Source organism: Achromobacter sp., from assembly GCF_049647645.1.
In the GTDB taxonomy this organism is placed as follows: Bacteria; Pseudomonadota; Gammaproteobacteria; order Burkholderiales; family Burkholderiaceae_B; genus Achromobacter.
In genome coordinates this window covers 1-14,967 of the sequence record NZ_JBARYB010000116.1, presented here as the reverse complement: position 1 = coordinate 14,967, position 14,967 = coordinate 1, and the positions used below count along the sequence as shown (strand labels likewise).

The window sequence follows — 14,967 nt, the reverse complement described above, 5'->3', positions numbered from 1 at the left end:
AGCCCCCGCTGAGGCCATCCGCGCACACCCGCGCGGATATTTCCAGCCGCCAGCACCCAGCCGGCGGCTTTCCGCCTCAGTAGACGCCGATGGGATGGCGGGCCACGAAGTGGCCCTCGCCCACGGCGACCAGCGGCTCGACCAGCGGATCGTCGCCCAGCTTGCGCATCGGGCTGGGGATCTCGTCGACCAGCAGCGAGCGCTCGCGGTGGCGGCGCTGCGGATCGGCAATGGGCACCGCCGCCATCAGCTTCTTGGTATAGGGATGCTGCGGGTTCTCGAAGATGGCCCGGCGCGGACCGATCTCGACGATCTGGCCCAGGTACATCACCGCCACCCGGTGGCTGACGCGCTCGACCACCGCCATGTCGTGCGAGATGAACAGGAACGACACGCCCAGCTCGCGCTGCAAGTCCAGCAGCAGGTTGACGATCTGCGCCTGGATCGAGACGTCCAGCGCCGACACCGATTCGTCGGCGATCACCACCTTGGGGTTCAGCGCCAGGGCGCGCGCGATGCAGATGCGCTGGCGCTGGCCGCCGGAGAACTCGTGCGGATAGCGGTCGATCATTTCCGGCAGCAGGCCGCACTTGTCCATCAGCCAGCGCACCCGGTCCTGCGCCGCCTGGCCGCGTGCCACGCCATGGATCAGTAGCGGCTCCATGATGGAATAGCCCACCGTCATGCGCGGATCCAGCGAGGCGAACGGATCCTGGAAGATGAACTGGATGTGCTGGCGCAGGGTCTGCATGGCGCTGCCGCGCAGCGCGCCGATGTTCTTGCCGTCGAATTCGATGCTGCCGGCCTTGCTCTTGACCAGTTGCAGCAGCGAACGGCCGGTGGTGGTCTTGCCGCAACCCGACTCGCCCACCAGCGACAAGGTCTCGCCCGGATACAGGTCGAAGCTGACCTTCTCCACGGCATGCACGCGCTTCTGCACCCGGCCCAGGATGCCGCCGGTGATGTCGAAGCTGGTGGTCAGGTCGCGGACCTTCAGCACCGGGCCGTTTTCGCGGCGCACGGTGGAAGGCGCCGCGACGGGCGCGGCGGCCGCTTCCGGCAGGGCCTTGGCGTCGTCCACGCGCAGCAGCGGGAACGGCGCGGGTTCGTCCGTGCCGTGCATGGCGCCCAGGCGCGGCACCGCCGACAGCAGCGCGCGCGTGTAGGCGTGCTGCGGACGGGCGAAGACCTGGTCCGAGCCGCCCTCTTCCACCTTGTCGCCGCGGTACATGACCAGCACGCGGTCGGCCACTTCGGCCACCACGCCCATGTCGTGCGTGATGAAGATCACGCCCATGTCCATTTCTTCCTGCAGCTGGCGGATCAGCTGCAGGATCTGGGCCTGGATCGTCACGTCCAGGGCGGTGGTCGGCTCGTCGGCGATCAGCAGCTGGGGCTTGCACGACAGCGCCATCGCGATCATGACGCGCTGGCGCATGCCGCCCGAGAGCTGGTGCGGATAGCGGTCCAGGATGGCGCGGGCCTCGGGGATGCGCACGCGCTCCAGCATGCGCAGCGTTTCGGCGCGGGCCGCGGCCGCGTCCAGCCCCTGGTGCAGCTGCAAGGCTTCGGCAATCTGGTTGCCGGCCGTGAAGCTGGGGTTCAGGGACGTCATGGGCTCCTGGAAGATCATGGCCACGTCCGCGCCGCGCACGCGTTGCAGCGTGCTGTCGGGCGCGTTGAGCAGGTCCAGCACGTCGCCGTTGCGCCGGCGCAGCAGCATGCCGCCATTGACGATCCGGCCGCCGCCGTACTCGACCAGGCGCATCAGCGCCAGCGAGGTCACGGACTTGCCGGAGCCGGATTCGCCCACGATGGCCAGGGTCTCGCCGCGGTCGACGTGGAAGGAGACTTTGCGCACCGCTTCCACGGTGCGCTCGGGGGTCTTGAAGCGCACGGTCAGGTCATTGACCTGGACGACGCGCTTGGGGTCCATTGTTGTTGCCATGGTGATTACTTTTCCTGACGCGGATCGAGCGCGTCGCGCAGGCCGTCGCCCAGCAGATTGAAGCCCAGCACCACCAGGAAAATGGCCGATCCGGGGAAGATGGACATCCAGGGCGCCTGGGTCATGAAGTTCTTGGCGGTGTTCAGCATCGAGCCCCAGGACGGGTTCGGCGGCTGCAGCCCCAGGCCCAGGAACGACAGGCTGGCCTCGGCGATGATGGCCGTGGCGATGGTGATGGTGGCCTGCACGATCAGCGGCGGCATGACGTTGGGGAACACGTGACGGCCGATGATGCGCAGGTCGGACGCGCCCAGGGCGCGCGCGCTCTGCACGTAGTCTTCATTCTTGACCGCCAGCACCTGTCCGCGCGTGAGCCGGATGAACTTGGGCGCGGCCGAGACGCCGATGGCGATCATGGCGTTGGTCAGGCTGGGTCCGAGGAAGGCCGCCAGGGCGATGGCCAGGATCAGGAAGGGAATCGCCAGCAGCGCTTCGGTGGCGCGCGAGATGATGCTGTCGGTCCATCCGCCGAAATAACCGGCAGCCAGGCCGAACGGCACGCCCACCGCCAGCGCGATCAGGACCGACACCAGGCCCGCCATCAGCGAGGCGCGGGCGCCATAGACCATGCGGCTGAAAATATCCCGGCCCAGTTCGTCCGTGCCCAGCCAGTAGGACGCCGAGGGCGCCTTGCGGATGGTGGTGAAGCTGGTCTGGAACGGATCATGGCTGGCGATCAGCGGCGCCAGGATGGCCAGCAGGACGAAGAACAGCACGATCCCCAGGCCCAGCATGGCGATGTGGTTGCGCTTGAATTTGCCCCAGGCGCGGTTGCGGCTGCGGGGCGGCGTGACGGCTGCGGCCGTTGCAGGAATTGCGCTCATGAGTGCCTCAGGCGGGGATTGACCAGGATGTACAGGATGTCGGCCAGCAGGTTCATGATGATGAAACCCACCGCCACGCAGAGCACCACGCCCTGCACCACCGCGTAATCGCGCGTGAAGACCGCGTCGACCACCAGCTTGCCGAAGCCCGGAATCGTGAAGACCTGCTCGGTCAGCACGGCGCCCGCCAGCAGTTCGCCGAACAGCAGCGTCACCAGCGTGACGATGGGCATCAGCGCGTTGCGCAAGGCATGGCGCAGCACCACTTGGCGCGGCGACACGCCCTTGGCGCGCGCGGTGCGCACGTAATCGGCAGACAAGGCTTCGAGCATGGCCGAACGGGTATGGCGCATGAGATACGCGGCGATGGCCGTGGACAGCACCAGGGACGGCATCAGCATGGTCTTGATCGACAGCCAGAAGTCCTCGGACGGCGACACATAGCCCGAAGCCGGCAGCAGCTTCCATTGCACCGACACCACCATGATGAGGATGATGCCCAGCCAGAAGTTGGGGATGGACATGCCGGACAGCGCGGCGATGTTGGCGCCCATTTCGACCGGTTTGCCTTTCTTCACCGCGGCGATGATCCCCATGGGAATCCCTATCAGCAACGCGAAGAACATGGCCATGGCGGCCAATTGCAGCGTGACCGGCAGCTTCTGGCCGATCAGCGTGGTGACGGGCACGTCGGTGCGCAGCGATTTGCCCAGGTCGCCTTGCAGGACTTGCGTGGCCCAGGCGGCGTATTGCACGGGCAGCGGATCGTTGAGGCGGTATTTGTCCCGCAGGTAGTCCAGGACGGCCGGATCGCGTTCTTCGCCGGCCAGGGTCAGCACCGGATCGCCGGGCAGGATTTTCTGCAGCATGAAGACGATCATCGACACCAGTATCAGTGTCGGTATCGCGACGATCACGCGGCGCAAGATGAGTTTAAGCATATGAGAAACCGTAAGACAGGAACGGCGGACGGGGGGCCGGGAGGATAAACCGCGGCGCCCTGCCGCCGCAAACAACAACCGGACGCGCTAGGCGCGTCCGGTTGGCGCGGCGCGTAACTGCCGCGCCGCGATCACTTCTGCGCGTAGGTCACGCCTTTCAGGCGGATCATGCCGTCCGGATAGGGCGTGAAGCCTTTGACCTTCTTGGCCAGGGCGAAGGGCCAGGGCTGGTAGTAGTTATACACCCCGGGCAATTCGTCCTGGATGATGGTCTGCGCCTGGTCGTAGATAGCCTTGCGCTTGGTTTCGTCCGGCACCGTGCGGGCCTCGTTCAACAGCTTGTCCACTTCCGGATTGCAGTAGTGGCCGTCGTTCAGCGCGCCCTTGCAGGTGACGAAAGCGTGGATGTTGCCGTCCGGATCGACCCGGCCCGACCAGCCCAGCATCACGACCTGGAAGTTGCCGCCGGCGGATTCCTTCTGCAGGGCCGCGTACTCGGTCGGGCGCAAGGACAGGTCGAAGCCCGCCTCGGACGCCATGGCCTGCACGATCTCGGCGATCGACGACGTCGTGGTGTTGTTGCCGAACATGACCTCGGCCTTCACGCGGTCGAAGCCCGCCTGCTTGAGCAGCGCCTTCGCCTTGGCAACGTCGCGCTGGGTCGGCGGGAACTTGTCGCTGTGGTAGGGGCTGGCGGGCGGGAACGGCTGCTGCGCGGGATCGAAGATGCCGCCGCCGGCCACGTCGCTGATGGCCTTGCGGTCGATGGCGTACTGGAACGCCTGGCGCACCAGCTTGTTCTTGAACGGGTTGTCTTCGGCGCGCTTGCCGTTGGCCACGTTGAACATGAATTGCTGGAAGCCCAGGCCCGCCACCGGGGCGAACGTCAAGCTGGCGTCGGACTTGACCTGCGGCACGTCGGAAGGATTCAGGCGTTCCAGCATGTCCAGGTCGCCCGCGCGCAGGTTGGACAGGCGCACGGTGGTGTCCGGAATCGGCAGGAAGGTCACGCGCTTGAAGGCGAAGTCCTTGGCGTCGTAGTACTGGTCGAATTTCTCCAGCACGATGCGGTCGTTCTGGATGCGCTCGACGAACTTGTAGGGACCGGAGCAGACCGGCTTGCGGCCCACGGCGGCGACGTCGTCGGTGAAGGTCTTGGGCGACAGCATCATGCCGGCGCGGTCCGACAGCTGGGCCAACAAAGTGGCGTCGGGCTTCTTCAGCGTCAACACCAGGGTCGCGGCGTCCGGCGCATCGACCTTTTCCACCGAGGCCAGCTCGCCCTTGCGCAGGCTGTCCGGCAGCGACATGGCGCGTTCCAGGTTGGCCTTGGCCGCGGCGGCGTCGAACTTGGAGCCGTCATGGAACAGCGCGTCCTCGCGCAACTTGAAGGTCAGCACCTTGTTGTCGGGGCTGAAGGTCCACGAGGTGGCCAGCTGCGGCACGAAGTGCAGCTTGGGATCGATGTCGATCAGCTTGTCGCATAGCGACGTGAAGACGATGCGGCCCACATAGGTGCGCGCGCGGTGCGGGTCCAGCACGTCCGGATCTTCCTGCAGGCCGATCCGGATGTTCTGGGCGCTGGCGGCGCCCGCGGCCAGCGCCAGCAAGCTGGCGCCGAAGGTCAAGGTCAAGCGTTTCATTGTGTTTTTTCCCCTTGAGGCTGCAATACTGGGTGTTTAGAAGCCGACCGCCTGACCGTCGCGCCGGCTGTCGCTGGCAGCGACATAACCAAGCTCGTTGTCGCTTTCGGACATGCGCCAGATGAACTGGCCCGCGCCGAAATCCATGTACGGATCGTCGACCGACTTCAAAGCATGTCCGAGGTCTTTCAGGCCCGCAATGGTAGAAGCCCTCATATTGGTCTCGATGTCCAGCGTGAAATCGCGGTTGACCTTCCAGCGCGGCGCGCAGCAGGCGGCCTGCGGGTTCTGGTGGTAGTCCAGCATGCGCACCACGGTCTGCATGTGGCCTTGCGGCTGCATGTCGCCGCCCATCACGCCGAAGCTCATGACCGGCTTGCCGCCGCGGGTCAGGAAGCCCGGGATGATGGTGTGGAACGGACGCTTGCCGCCTTCGACCACGTTGGCCGACTTCGTATCCATCGAGAAGCCCACGCCGCGGTTCTGCATGCTGATGCCTGTGCCCGGCACCACCACGCCCGAGCCGAAGCCCATGTAGTTGGACTGGATGAACGAGATCATCATGCCGTTCTCATCGGCGGCGGTCAGGTAGATGGTGCCGCCGGCATGCGGACGGCCCGCCTCGAAATGGGTGGCGCGGTCCAGGCGGATCAGCTTGGCGCGGCTGTCCAGGTAGGCGTCGGACAGCATCTGCTCCGGCGTCACCTGCATGGAGCGCGGGTCGGCCACGTACTTGTACAGGTCGGCGAAGGCCAGCTTCATGGCTTCGATCTGGATGTGCTGCGACTGCACCGAGTCCACCGGGATGTCGGCCATGTCGAAGCGTTCGACGATGCCCAGCGCGATCAGCGCGGCGATGCCCTGCCCGTTGGGCGGGATCTCGTGCAGCTCGTAGCCGCGGTAGGACTTGGAGATGGGCTTGACCCATTCCGGGCGGTAGTTGCGCAGGTCTTCCAGCGTCATGGCGCCACCGCATTCCTGGCTGAAGGCGGCGATGCGCTCGGCCAGTTCGCCTTCATAGAAGTCGCGGCCCTTGGACGCGGCGATGCGGCGCAGCGTGTTGGCGGCGTCGGGAAAACGGAAGTGTTCGCCGACCTTGGGCGCGCGGCCCTCGGGCAGGAAGGCCTGGGCGTAGCCCGGCTGCGATTTCAGTTCCTCGGCCGCGGCGGCCCACTTGTGCGCCACCACCGGCGGCACGGCGTAGCCGCGCTCGGCGATCTCGATGGCGGGCTCGAACAGCTGTTCGAACGGCAGCTTGCCCAGCTTTTCATGCAGCGCTGACCAGCCGGCCACCACGCCCGGCACCGTCACGGCGTCCCAGCCGCGCTTGGGCTGGATCGCCAGGCCGTCGGCGCCCACGCCGTGCTTGCGCTTGAAGTATTCGGTGCTCCAGGCCGCCGGGGCCACGCCCGACGAGTTCAGGCCGTGCAGCTCCTTGCCGTCCCAGACAATGGCGAAACAGTCGCCGCCCAGGCCGCAGGACACGGGTTCGACCAGGACGATGGTGGCGGCCGCGGCGATGGCGGCGTCCACGGCGTTGCCGCCCTTGAGCAACATGCGCAGGCCCGCCTGCGCCGCCAGCGGATGCGATGTGGACACCACATTGCGGGCGAACAGCGGAATGCGGACGGAAGGATACGGGTTGCCCCAGTCGAAGGATTTCATATCGCTAGTCTCATAACGGGTAAGCGGCCGAAGTTACTCCCGTGCTTTAATTAAATCAATTTGAAATTTTGTTCCGTCATAAAAGAGATTTTTGTGAGTACCATCCGCTTTCTGCGCACTTTCCTGGCGGTCGCACACCACGGTTCCTTCTCTGAAGCGGCCGAACAGGTGGCGCTGACCCAGGCCGCCGTCAGCTTCCAGATGCGCTCCCTGGAAGCGGAATTGGGCCGCGAGCTTTTCGACCGTAGCGGCCGCCTCGCCATCCTGAATGCCGCCGGCCGGGAATTGCTTCCTGAAATCAAGCACTTGCTGGATCTTTACGATCGCATGCGGCTGCCGCGCACGGTGCCCGGCGAGCTGGCCGGATCGGTCTCCGTGGGCAGCATCGTGTCCTGCATGGGCACCCTGTCCAAGGTCGTATCCGGCATGAAGAAGCAGCACCCCAAGCTGGACGTGCGCATTCTGTCGGGCAAGGCCAGCGAGCTGGCGGGCAAGGTGGAGGACGGCGAACTGGACGCGGCCTTCCTGGTGGAAGCCGGACGCAAAATGGCCAGCACGCGCTGGACCGCGCTATATGAAGAGCAGTTGGTCGTGATCGCGCCGCGCTCGGCGCCCGGGGCAGACGCGCGCCAGGTGCTGGCGCAGAACCCCTTCCTGCGCTTCGACCGCACCCAGCGCACCGGCCTGCAGATAGACCGGCTGCTGCGGCGCCTGGGCGTGCCGCTGAATGAATTCCTGGAGCTCAACGCCATCGAGACGCTGGTCGAGCTGGTGCGCCAGGAGGTCGGCGTGACGCTGCTGCCGTTGATCAACGGTTCCAATTGGCAGCACAGCCCGGAACTGCGGATTCTCACCCTGCCGCAGGACCTGGGGCCGATGTCGCGCGCCATCGGCATGCTGGAACGGCGCGAGCATGCGCGCCAGGGGATCACGGCGGCGATCTGCGAAGCTTGCGCCACGGCCTTCCGGGCGCGCGAACCGCAGACCGCCGCCTGAGGCTTACTGCGCCATGGCCGGGTCCGTCACCGAGGCACGGCCGGTTTCGACGCGGCCGGCAAAGCGGCGCAGGTAGGCCGGGTCTTCGGCCAGGCGCACGGTGAAGTCGTACCAGCCCTGGCTGCCTTGCAGCGCCCAGTGCTGTTCGAGCTGCCCGCCCGCGGGCACCGTGAACTTCCAGCGCTCGTGGTTGGCGTAATAGGCGTTGGGCGCGACCTCGAAGGTGCAGGGATCCTTGCCGCCGTTGATGAAGCTGACGTAGACGTCGCCCTTGGCGATTTCGTAGCAGACGCGGATCTCGGGAGCCAGCACCGAAGTACGGGCCAAAGCCAGGTCGCCGGCGAAATGGCGGTGGTAGCCATTCGGGCCCAGCACCCACAGGTCGTACTTGCCGCCGTCGGCCGCCGTGTCCCAATTGCCTTCCAGCTGCTTGTCCGGCTCCACCGTGTAGCGGCGCGGCAGGCGGTCCAGGTGCAGGCGGTCATAGACGTGGAACACCGCCGCCTGCTTGCCCGTGTTGGAGAACACCAGGCGCATGGCGCCCGTGCCGGGCTGGGCGCGGGCGCTGGTGTGCAGTTCGTAGGGCAAGGCGCGGGAATAGCGCACGCCCTGCTCCTGCACCGGCTTGGCCTGGGTGCTGGGATCCGGCAGCGGCACGGCCTTCAGCGCTTCCTGCGCGCTGCGCTCGCTGTCGGAACCCGCGCGGGTCAGCAGATTCAGGTCGGGCAGCTTTTCGCTGTTGGGCGTGGCGAAGTTGAAAGCCGAGGTCAGGTCGCCCAGCACCGCGCGGCGCCAGGGGCTGATGTTGTCTTCGGCCACGCCGAAACGGGCCTCCAGGAAACGCAGCACCGAGGTGTGGTCGAAGGCTTGGGAATTGACCCAGCCGCCGCGGCTCCACGGCGACACCACGTACATGGGCACGCGCGGGCCGGGGCCGTAGACGCGGTCGTCGGCGGCGTCCTGGGCGGAGGCGTTGGTGTGGCGCTCCAGATCGGTGTTGACGGTGGAGGCGCCGGCCATGGAACCGTCCGCGTTCAACGAGGGCGCGGCCGGCGGCGGCAGGTGGTCGAAATAGCCGTCGTTCTCGTCGAAGTTGATCAGGAGCACGGTCTTGCTCCAGACCTCCGGATTGGCCGTCAGCGCGTCCAGCGTTTCCTGGATGTACCAGGCGCCCTGGATCGGGCTGGACGGGCCGGGGTGCTCCGAATACGTGGCGGGAGCCACGATCCACGACACCTGCGGCAGCGTGCCGTTGACGGCGTCCTCGCGCAGCGCTTTCAGGAAGCCGCCGTCGGGCATCGTATTCGCCGTGCCCTTGTAGAGGGGGTTGGCGCCGTCCATGGAAGGCGTCCAGGCCGGGTACGGCGCGCCGTTGGCGCTATTGCCGGCCAGTTCGTTGGCGCGGCGGTACTGCTTGAAGCCGGCCAGCGGGTTGTCGCCGAAGTTCTCGGGCAGGTTCTGGTAGACCTTCCAGCTGACGCCCGCTTCCTGCAGCCGTTCGGGATAGGTTTTCCAGGTCCAGCCGGTGGACGAGGCGCCCAGGCTGTCCCACTGGTTGCGGGTCGAGGGGCCATTGCCCAAGGACAGCGGATCGTTGGTGCCGGTCCAGTGGAACAGGCGGTTGGTGTTGGTGCCGCCGTGCGTGGAGCAGTGGTAGGCGTCGCACAACGTGAAGGCTTCCGCCAGCGCAAACTGGAACTCCACCTCCTTCTTCTTGTAGTAGCCCATGGACTGGTTTTGCTTGTAGCGCGGCCAGTGGTCCATGCGGCCGCCGTCCCACGCCATCTGCGCGTCCAGGTAGTCATGCGGCGTGCCGGCCACGCGCTGGGCGTTGCCCTGGGTGCTGTCCAGGTGATACGGCATCACCACGCGGGTGCCGTTGCTCTGCTCCCAGACCGAACGCTTTTCGGGCAACGGAATGGTGATGCGGTCGCCGAAGCCGCGCACGCCCTTGAACGTGCCGAAGTACATGTCGAAGGAGCGGTTTTCCTGCATCAGGATGACCACGTGCTCGACGTCGTTGATGGTGCCGGTGCGGTTGTTGGCGGGGATGGCCAGCGCGCGGCGGATCGCCGGCGGGAACATCGACAGCGCGGTCAGGCCTGCGGTCGAGGCGGCCGCGTTGCGCAAGAAGCGGCGCTTGCCGGCGTGGACCTGGTCTTTATCGAACGTCACGGATTCTATTCCTATGGATCGGGTGGGAACGCGGCTCAGGGCGCGCAACGCAATTCGGGTTTGGTCGGCTCGGGCTTCGGCGTTTCGGGCTGGCCGGTGCCGGGGTCCTTGCCGCCGTCGCTGTCGCCGTCATCGCCGCCGCAGGCGGCCAGCGTGGCGCTCAGCATCAGCACCGCGCCCAGGCGCAGGAAACCGCGCAGGATCATGGACATGTTCATTTTTCTATCCTCGGTACATCAGGGAAACAGTTCGGAAACGGACTTGCCGGACATGGCGAGCGACTTCAACTCAGCTTCAGTGAGCGCGCGCGACCAGTAGGCCAGGTCGTCGAAATACATCGTGTAGGGGCCCTTGGTGCCGGCGCAGCAGACGCCATAGGTGCCGCGGCCGTCTTCATTCAGGCCGATGTGCGGCCCGTAGACGCCGGCGATCTTGCTCAGGTCGACCGAGCCCGTGCCGATGGTGCGCTGCGAGAATCCGAGCTCGCTGTCGTAGACGGAAGCCGTCAGGGTCTTGGCCGTCTTGTTCACGGTCATGGCGACATAGACAGGCTTGTTCGGGGTGAACTTGACGTTGTTGATGTCGACCCGCGAGCCGCCGCCGGCCAGGTTGAAGTACAGCACCGGGCCCGCCCATTGCGCGATGGTGATGCCGGGGTTGCCGCCCGAGTTGTAGTCCTTGTTGCCCAGGATGGAACGGTCGTTGGCCGTGCCGTCGGACTGGTACCAGAAACCGATGGTGAAGGCCTGGGCCGCGTCCAGCATGCCTGCCGGGTAGTCCAGCTTGAAGCCGCCCAAGGCAGCCGCGCTGCGGTCGTTCTTGAACATCTTGCCGAACACGCCCGCCTCGGCGTAGGCCGGCGCCTGGGTGCCGTCGAACGGCGTGATGGCCCCGCCGCCCGCGGCGACGTCGGTCATGTTGCCTTCGAACGGGAACAGCATCGTCAGGCCGGTGCGCAGCGTAGCCAGCAGCGGCAGCGGCTTCGTATAGGCCACCGTGGTGCGCGCGGCGCTGACCGCGCTGCCGACGGCGACGCTGTAATTCAGCGTGTGCACGCCTTCGGTCTCGAACTTGAAGCCCTTGTCGACGTACTCGGCGGCCGTGCCGGGCACGCGCGCAATCTCCACGCCGTCACGGCTGACCACGATGTCGCCGGCGGGTTCGCCCACGCGCACCCAGCTCAGCGTCACGCTCTTGTTATCGGTCGAGGTGCGGGCCGCGGTGTGGCGCAACGCCAGCTTGCCGGCGAGCGAGGTGCCCGCCATGTCGTACTTGGCCGCGGCCGGCAACGCTTTCAGGTGGTCCAGCACCGTCGGCGCCACGTCGGCCGCGCTGGGCAGCGCGTACCAGTTGTTGTCCCACAGTCCGTCGAACGAAGCGTCATCGGCGCTGCCGCCCAACAGCGCGGGCTGGTTCGCGGCCAGCAAGATGGTCTTGTTCGAGGACATGGGACGGCCATCGCTGGCGCCGGTCTTGCCCAGGCCGTGGCTGGCAGCCACGATCACCAGCCACTTTTCGCCCGGATGCTCCGCCTTGCGGTCGGCGATCTGCTTGGCCAGCGCGCCGATGGCCGCGTCGGCCTGGCGGATCGCGCCGTCATAGGCCGAACCGAAGCCGTTTTCCGAGGCAACGCGCTCCGGCGCGCCGAACTGCGCCACCACCACGTCATAGCCTTCGGTGATGCGGTCGCGCGCCTGGGCGGCGACGCAATCGTCCGCGCCGGCACAGTCGGTCAGGGATTGCAGATAGCCCGCGTCGCGCTGGCCGGCGATGAGCCCGGCCAACACCGTCGAATTGAAGGCGGCAGCGCTGCGCGCGGCGGGACGCGCCTGCTTGACGCGCTGGAACAGGGTCGGCGTTTGCAGCGTCTCGCCCTGCACGCTGTAGCGCACGCCGTGCTGATCGGCCCATTGTCCGGTCAACAAGGTCGCCCAGCCCGGCGCCAGCAGCGTCGGCTGCTGCGTCGGCGCGTCCGTCACGCCGCCGGTCCAGGCGCGCGTGGCGTTGAGTTGCGCAATGTTCGGCAGGAACTTGTCGGCCACGCCCCGGCGCATCGCGTCGTAGGTCAGGCCGTCGACGCCGATGAACAGCACCTTGTCGGCGGGCGTCGGGTCCGGCTGGGTCACCGGCGGCTGGGTCGGCGGGGCTTCGGTGTCGTCGTCATCGTCGCTGCCTCCGCAGCCCGCAAGGGCGCTGGTCGCCAGCAAGGCCGCGCACCATCTTCTCCAATTCAATGCTTGCATGCTTCTCTTCTCTTGTCATGAACAGGGTTTTACGCTGGGGCACATGATGGCCAGCAAAGGTGAAAGCCCCGTGAAGCAAAGAGAAGAAAGCCTGATCGACGGATCAGGATTCTTTTGCGCGGAATCTGCAAAAAAAAGGCGGCCTCCCGAAGAAAGCCGCCCCGCAGCGAGAGGCAGGCCGCGAGCCTAGGCGCCGATCTTGACGCCAGTCAGATAACCCACCGACGCGCCAAAGCCGTCCTTGTAGTTGGCCTTGACCAGCGGTTCCAGCGTGGGCCGTACCACCGAGTGCACGCTGCCCCAGTCGGCCGCATGCTGGAAGTTGCTGGTGATGTAGGTCCAGCCGTTGATCTCGTCCACTGCCTGCAGGCCGGTGGATTCCGCGGCTACCGGGCAGGACAGCAGGCGCGACAGCTGCTTGGTATCGACGTTGTAGGCCCACAGGAAGTTGTTGACGTGGCCGCCGCTGTCCTCGCCCACGAACAGCGTGCGCAGCTTCTCGGAGAACTTGAGGTTGTCGGGGTTGGAGATCTTGTCGGCGCCGTGGGTGTTGCCGAGCGCATCGCGCGCCGCCAGCACTTGGCCGACCAGCTCCGGCACCGCCGCCATGTCCACCGGCACCCAGGCGCTGTCGATGGCACGGCCGTCGCTATCGACCTGGCCTTCCTTCATGTGCAGCTGGTAGACCGCGCCGGCCGCGGGACCTTCCACCTTGAAGCCGGGCGACAGGCCATCGGTCATCGAAGTGTCCACGCGCGACATCGCGCTGTAGGCGATCTTGTCCTTGACGTTGACGGTGGTGCCTTCCATCTTGGAGAAAGCCAGCGTGCCGCCGACCATGGCGGCGTAGCGGTGGGTTTCGAGAAAGGCCCCGGCCACATTGCGGCCGGGCTGCAGCTTGACCCAGCTGTCCTTGCCGGAGTAGCGGATCTTGGTGAAGGCGGCATCCAGCGGATCGGCCCCGCGCACGTCCATGATGTCGGCGGCGTTCAGCTGATCGGCCAGCGCTTTCACTTCCGCGCTGGTGGCGTGGCCCAGCTTGATCCAGGTCAGCGTGCCGGCGCCCGGGCCGGTGCCCGAGGTCTGCGCCCACTTGGCCACGTACAGCGTGCCGGAGGAAAGATCGGCCTTGCGGTCGGCCACGAACATGAACAGGCCGCCGTTGGTGGCGTCGTCGCCCATCAGCGCGGTGCGCTGGTCGGGCATGACCTGCACCAGTTCATGCGAGATGCGGCCCATGCAATAGTGCTTCTTGATGGTGCCGGTGCCGTCCGGGTTGACGGTGACTTCAGGCATGTGGCCGTAGTGGTACGGATTGGCCTTGGCGGGGTCGCCGTAGAGATTCTGGCTGTAGGCCTGGAACGAGGACGAAGCCTTGGCCGTGGTGGCGTCGGGCTCGTACTCCTCGCTGGACAGGTGGGTGTTCCAGGGCGACAGGCTGGCGCCACAGGTGATCCACAAACCGTGCACCGACGAGGTGTCCACGGTGTGGTACTTGACCAGGCTGAGCTTGCCCGTATTGGGGTCTTGCGACAGCGTCAGCACCGCGATCTGCGACGGCAGCAGGCCGTACATGTCCTTGCCGGCCTGGTCCATGGACTGGTATTCGAACTGCACCACGGCGTACAGCGCGTTACCGGCCACGCCAGCCACCTTGGTCGGTTCCGACAAGGACAGCAAGGACATGCCGTCCGGACAGTTCGAGAAGAATTGCCGCGCCTTGGCGGGCACGGAGTTATCGACGATGGGCGCGCCGGCCAGGTTGTAATAGCCGCCGGCGACCACCGTGCCGCCCTTGCCGTCCGGCACCGCGTCGCCCGTCATGAAGAAAGGCTCGTAGCCCAGTTCGACGCTGCGCTTGGAGCCGTCGCTGAACGTCAGCTCCAGCGCCGAGGCGACGGTGGTGCGCGCCATCAGTTCAGGCTGGGACAGCGAGGGCGCGGCCATGGAGGTGAAGGAGGCGGACTTGAAAGTGACCGGCGCGACGGGCGGCGCGCTGTCGTCGTCATCGTCATCGCCGGAATTACAGCCGGCCAGCAGCGCGGCCAGGCTGACGCCGCCGATCGGCAGCATCGGCGCGCCTCCCAGCATTTTCAGGAGTCGGCGGCGATTGGCTTGGTTCAGGTCTAGCATGCGGGGTCCCTTGTTGGTGAGGAGGTCTGCCCGGCTTCGGCAGCCGGACTTGAGCGCATGCTAGACACGGGGCATGTACGAACGATGACAGCAAGCCGCGCGGCGGTTGGGCCATGCAGGACGTCGGCAGGCCATCGCAAGCCTGTCATGTAGCGCCGCTATAGTCGGCCGGTCGCAATCCGCCCTGCCTGCCAGTTCCATGCCCTTGTCCTTGCGCCCGACCCTCCCTGCCGCGTTCCGCGTTCTTGCCGTGCTGGCCCTGGCCGCCGGCCTGGGCGTCTGGGCGTCGATCCTGCTTGCGCCCAAGGCCGGCCCCCTGCCCCCGGCGGTATCGGCCGC

At 66.5% G+C, this 14,967-nt stretch carries 10 protein-coding genes; 1 reads left to right on the top strand and 9 read right to left on the bottom strand.

Annotated features, from left to right (window positions below; all coding sequences use genetic code 11):
• Positions 1-76: 76 nt before the first annotated feature.
• The 5 genes from WBB14_RS13810 to ggt all read right to left on the bottom strand — a co-directional run bounded on the left by WBB14_RS13810 (position 77) and on the right by ggt (position 7,081).
• Entirely contained in the window at positions 77-1,936 is a 1,860-nt protein-coding gene (locus tag WBB14_RS13810) for a dipeptide ABC transporter ATP-binding protein (protein ID WP_424240369.1), read from the bottom strand.
• A 17-nt stretch (positions 1,937-1,953) separates the two neighbouring features.
• A complete protein-coding gene (locus WBB14_RS13805) occupies positions 1,954-2,832 on the bottom strand; it encodes an ABC transporter permease (protein ID WP_013393318.1) in 879 nt (292 codons plus the stop codon).
• Positions 2,829-3,773, bottom strand: coding sequence for an ABC transporter permease (locus WBB14_RS13800; RefSeq protein ID WP_424240329.1), 945 nt, complete (start codon positions 3,771-3,773; stop codon positions 2,829-2,831). The genes WBB14_RS13805 and WBB14_RS13800 overlap by 4 nt, the downstream gene beginning before the upstream one ends.
• Before the next feature lie 131 nt (positions 3,774-3,904).
• Positions 3,905-5,416, bottom strand: coding sequence for an ABC transporter substrate-binding protein (locus tag WBB14_RS13795; RefSeq protein WP_424240328.1), 1,512 nt, complete (start codon positions 5,414-5,416; stop codon positions 3,905-3,907).
• Positions 5,417-5,452: 36 nt separating this feature from the next.
• Positions 5,453-7,081, bottom strand: coding sequence for a gamma-glutamyltransferase (gene ggt / locus WBB14_RS13790; protein WP_424240327.1), 1,629 nt, complete (start codon positions 7,079-7,081; stop codon positions 5,453-5,455).
• Positions 7,082-7,174: 93 nt separating this feature from the next.
• On the opposite strand from ggt, the gene WBB14_RS13785 reads away from it, so the two are divergent.
• Positions 7,175-8,077, top strand: a complete 903-nt coding sequence (locus tag WBB14_RS13785; protein WP_424240326.1) for a LysR family transcriptional regulator — start codon at positions 7,175-7,177, stop codon at positions 8,075-8,077.
• 3 nt (positions 8,078-8,080) lie between these two features.
• Here the strand turns inward: WBB14_RS13785 and WBB14_RS13780 are convergent, their stop codons facing one another.
• The 4 genes from WBB14_RS13780 to WBB14_RS13765 all read right to left on the bottom strand — a co-directional run bounded on the left by WBB14_RS13780 (position 8,081) and on the right by WBB14_RS13765 (position 14,628).
• Positions 8,081-10,252: a phosphocholine-specific phospholipase C gene (locus tag WBB14_RS13780; RefSeq protein WP_424240325.1), complete on the bottom strand. Its 2,172-nt coding sequence runs from the start codon at positions 10,250-10,252 to the stop codon at positions 8,081-8,083.
• A gap of 35 nt (positions 10,253-10,287) precedes the next feature.
• A complete protein-coding gene (locus WBB14_RS13775) occupies positions 10,288-10,470 on the bottom strand; it encodes a hypothetical protein (protein WP_088140039.1) in 183 nt (60 codons plus the stop codon).
• An 18-nt stretch (positions 10,471-10,488) separates the two neighbouring features.
• A complete protein-coding gene (locus tag WBB14_RS13770; RefSeq protein WP_424240324.1) occupies positions 10,489-12,495 on the bottom strand; it encodes an alkaline phosphatase family protein in 2,007 nt (668 codons plus the stop codon).
• A gap of 186 nt (positions 12,496-12,681) precedes the next feature.
• On the bottom strand, positions 12,682-14,628 hold the full coding sequence (locus WBB14_RS13765) for a PhoX family protein (RefSeq protein ID WP_424240323.1): 1,947 nt from the start codon (positions 14,626-14,628) through the stop codon (positions 12,682-12,684).
• Positions 14,629-14,967 lie beyond the last annotated feature (339 nt).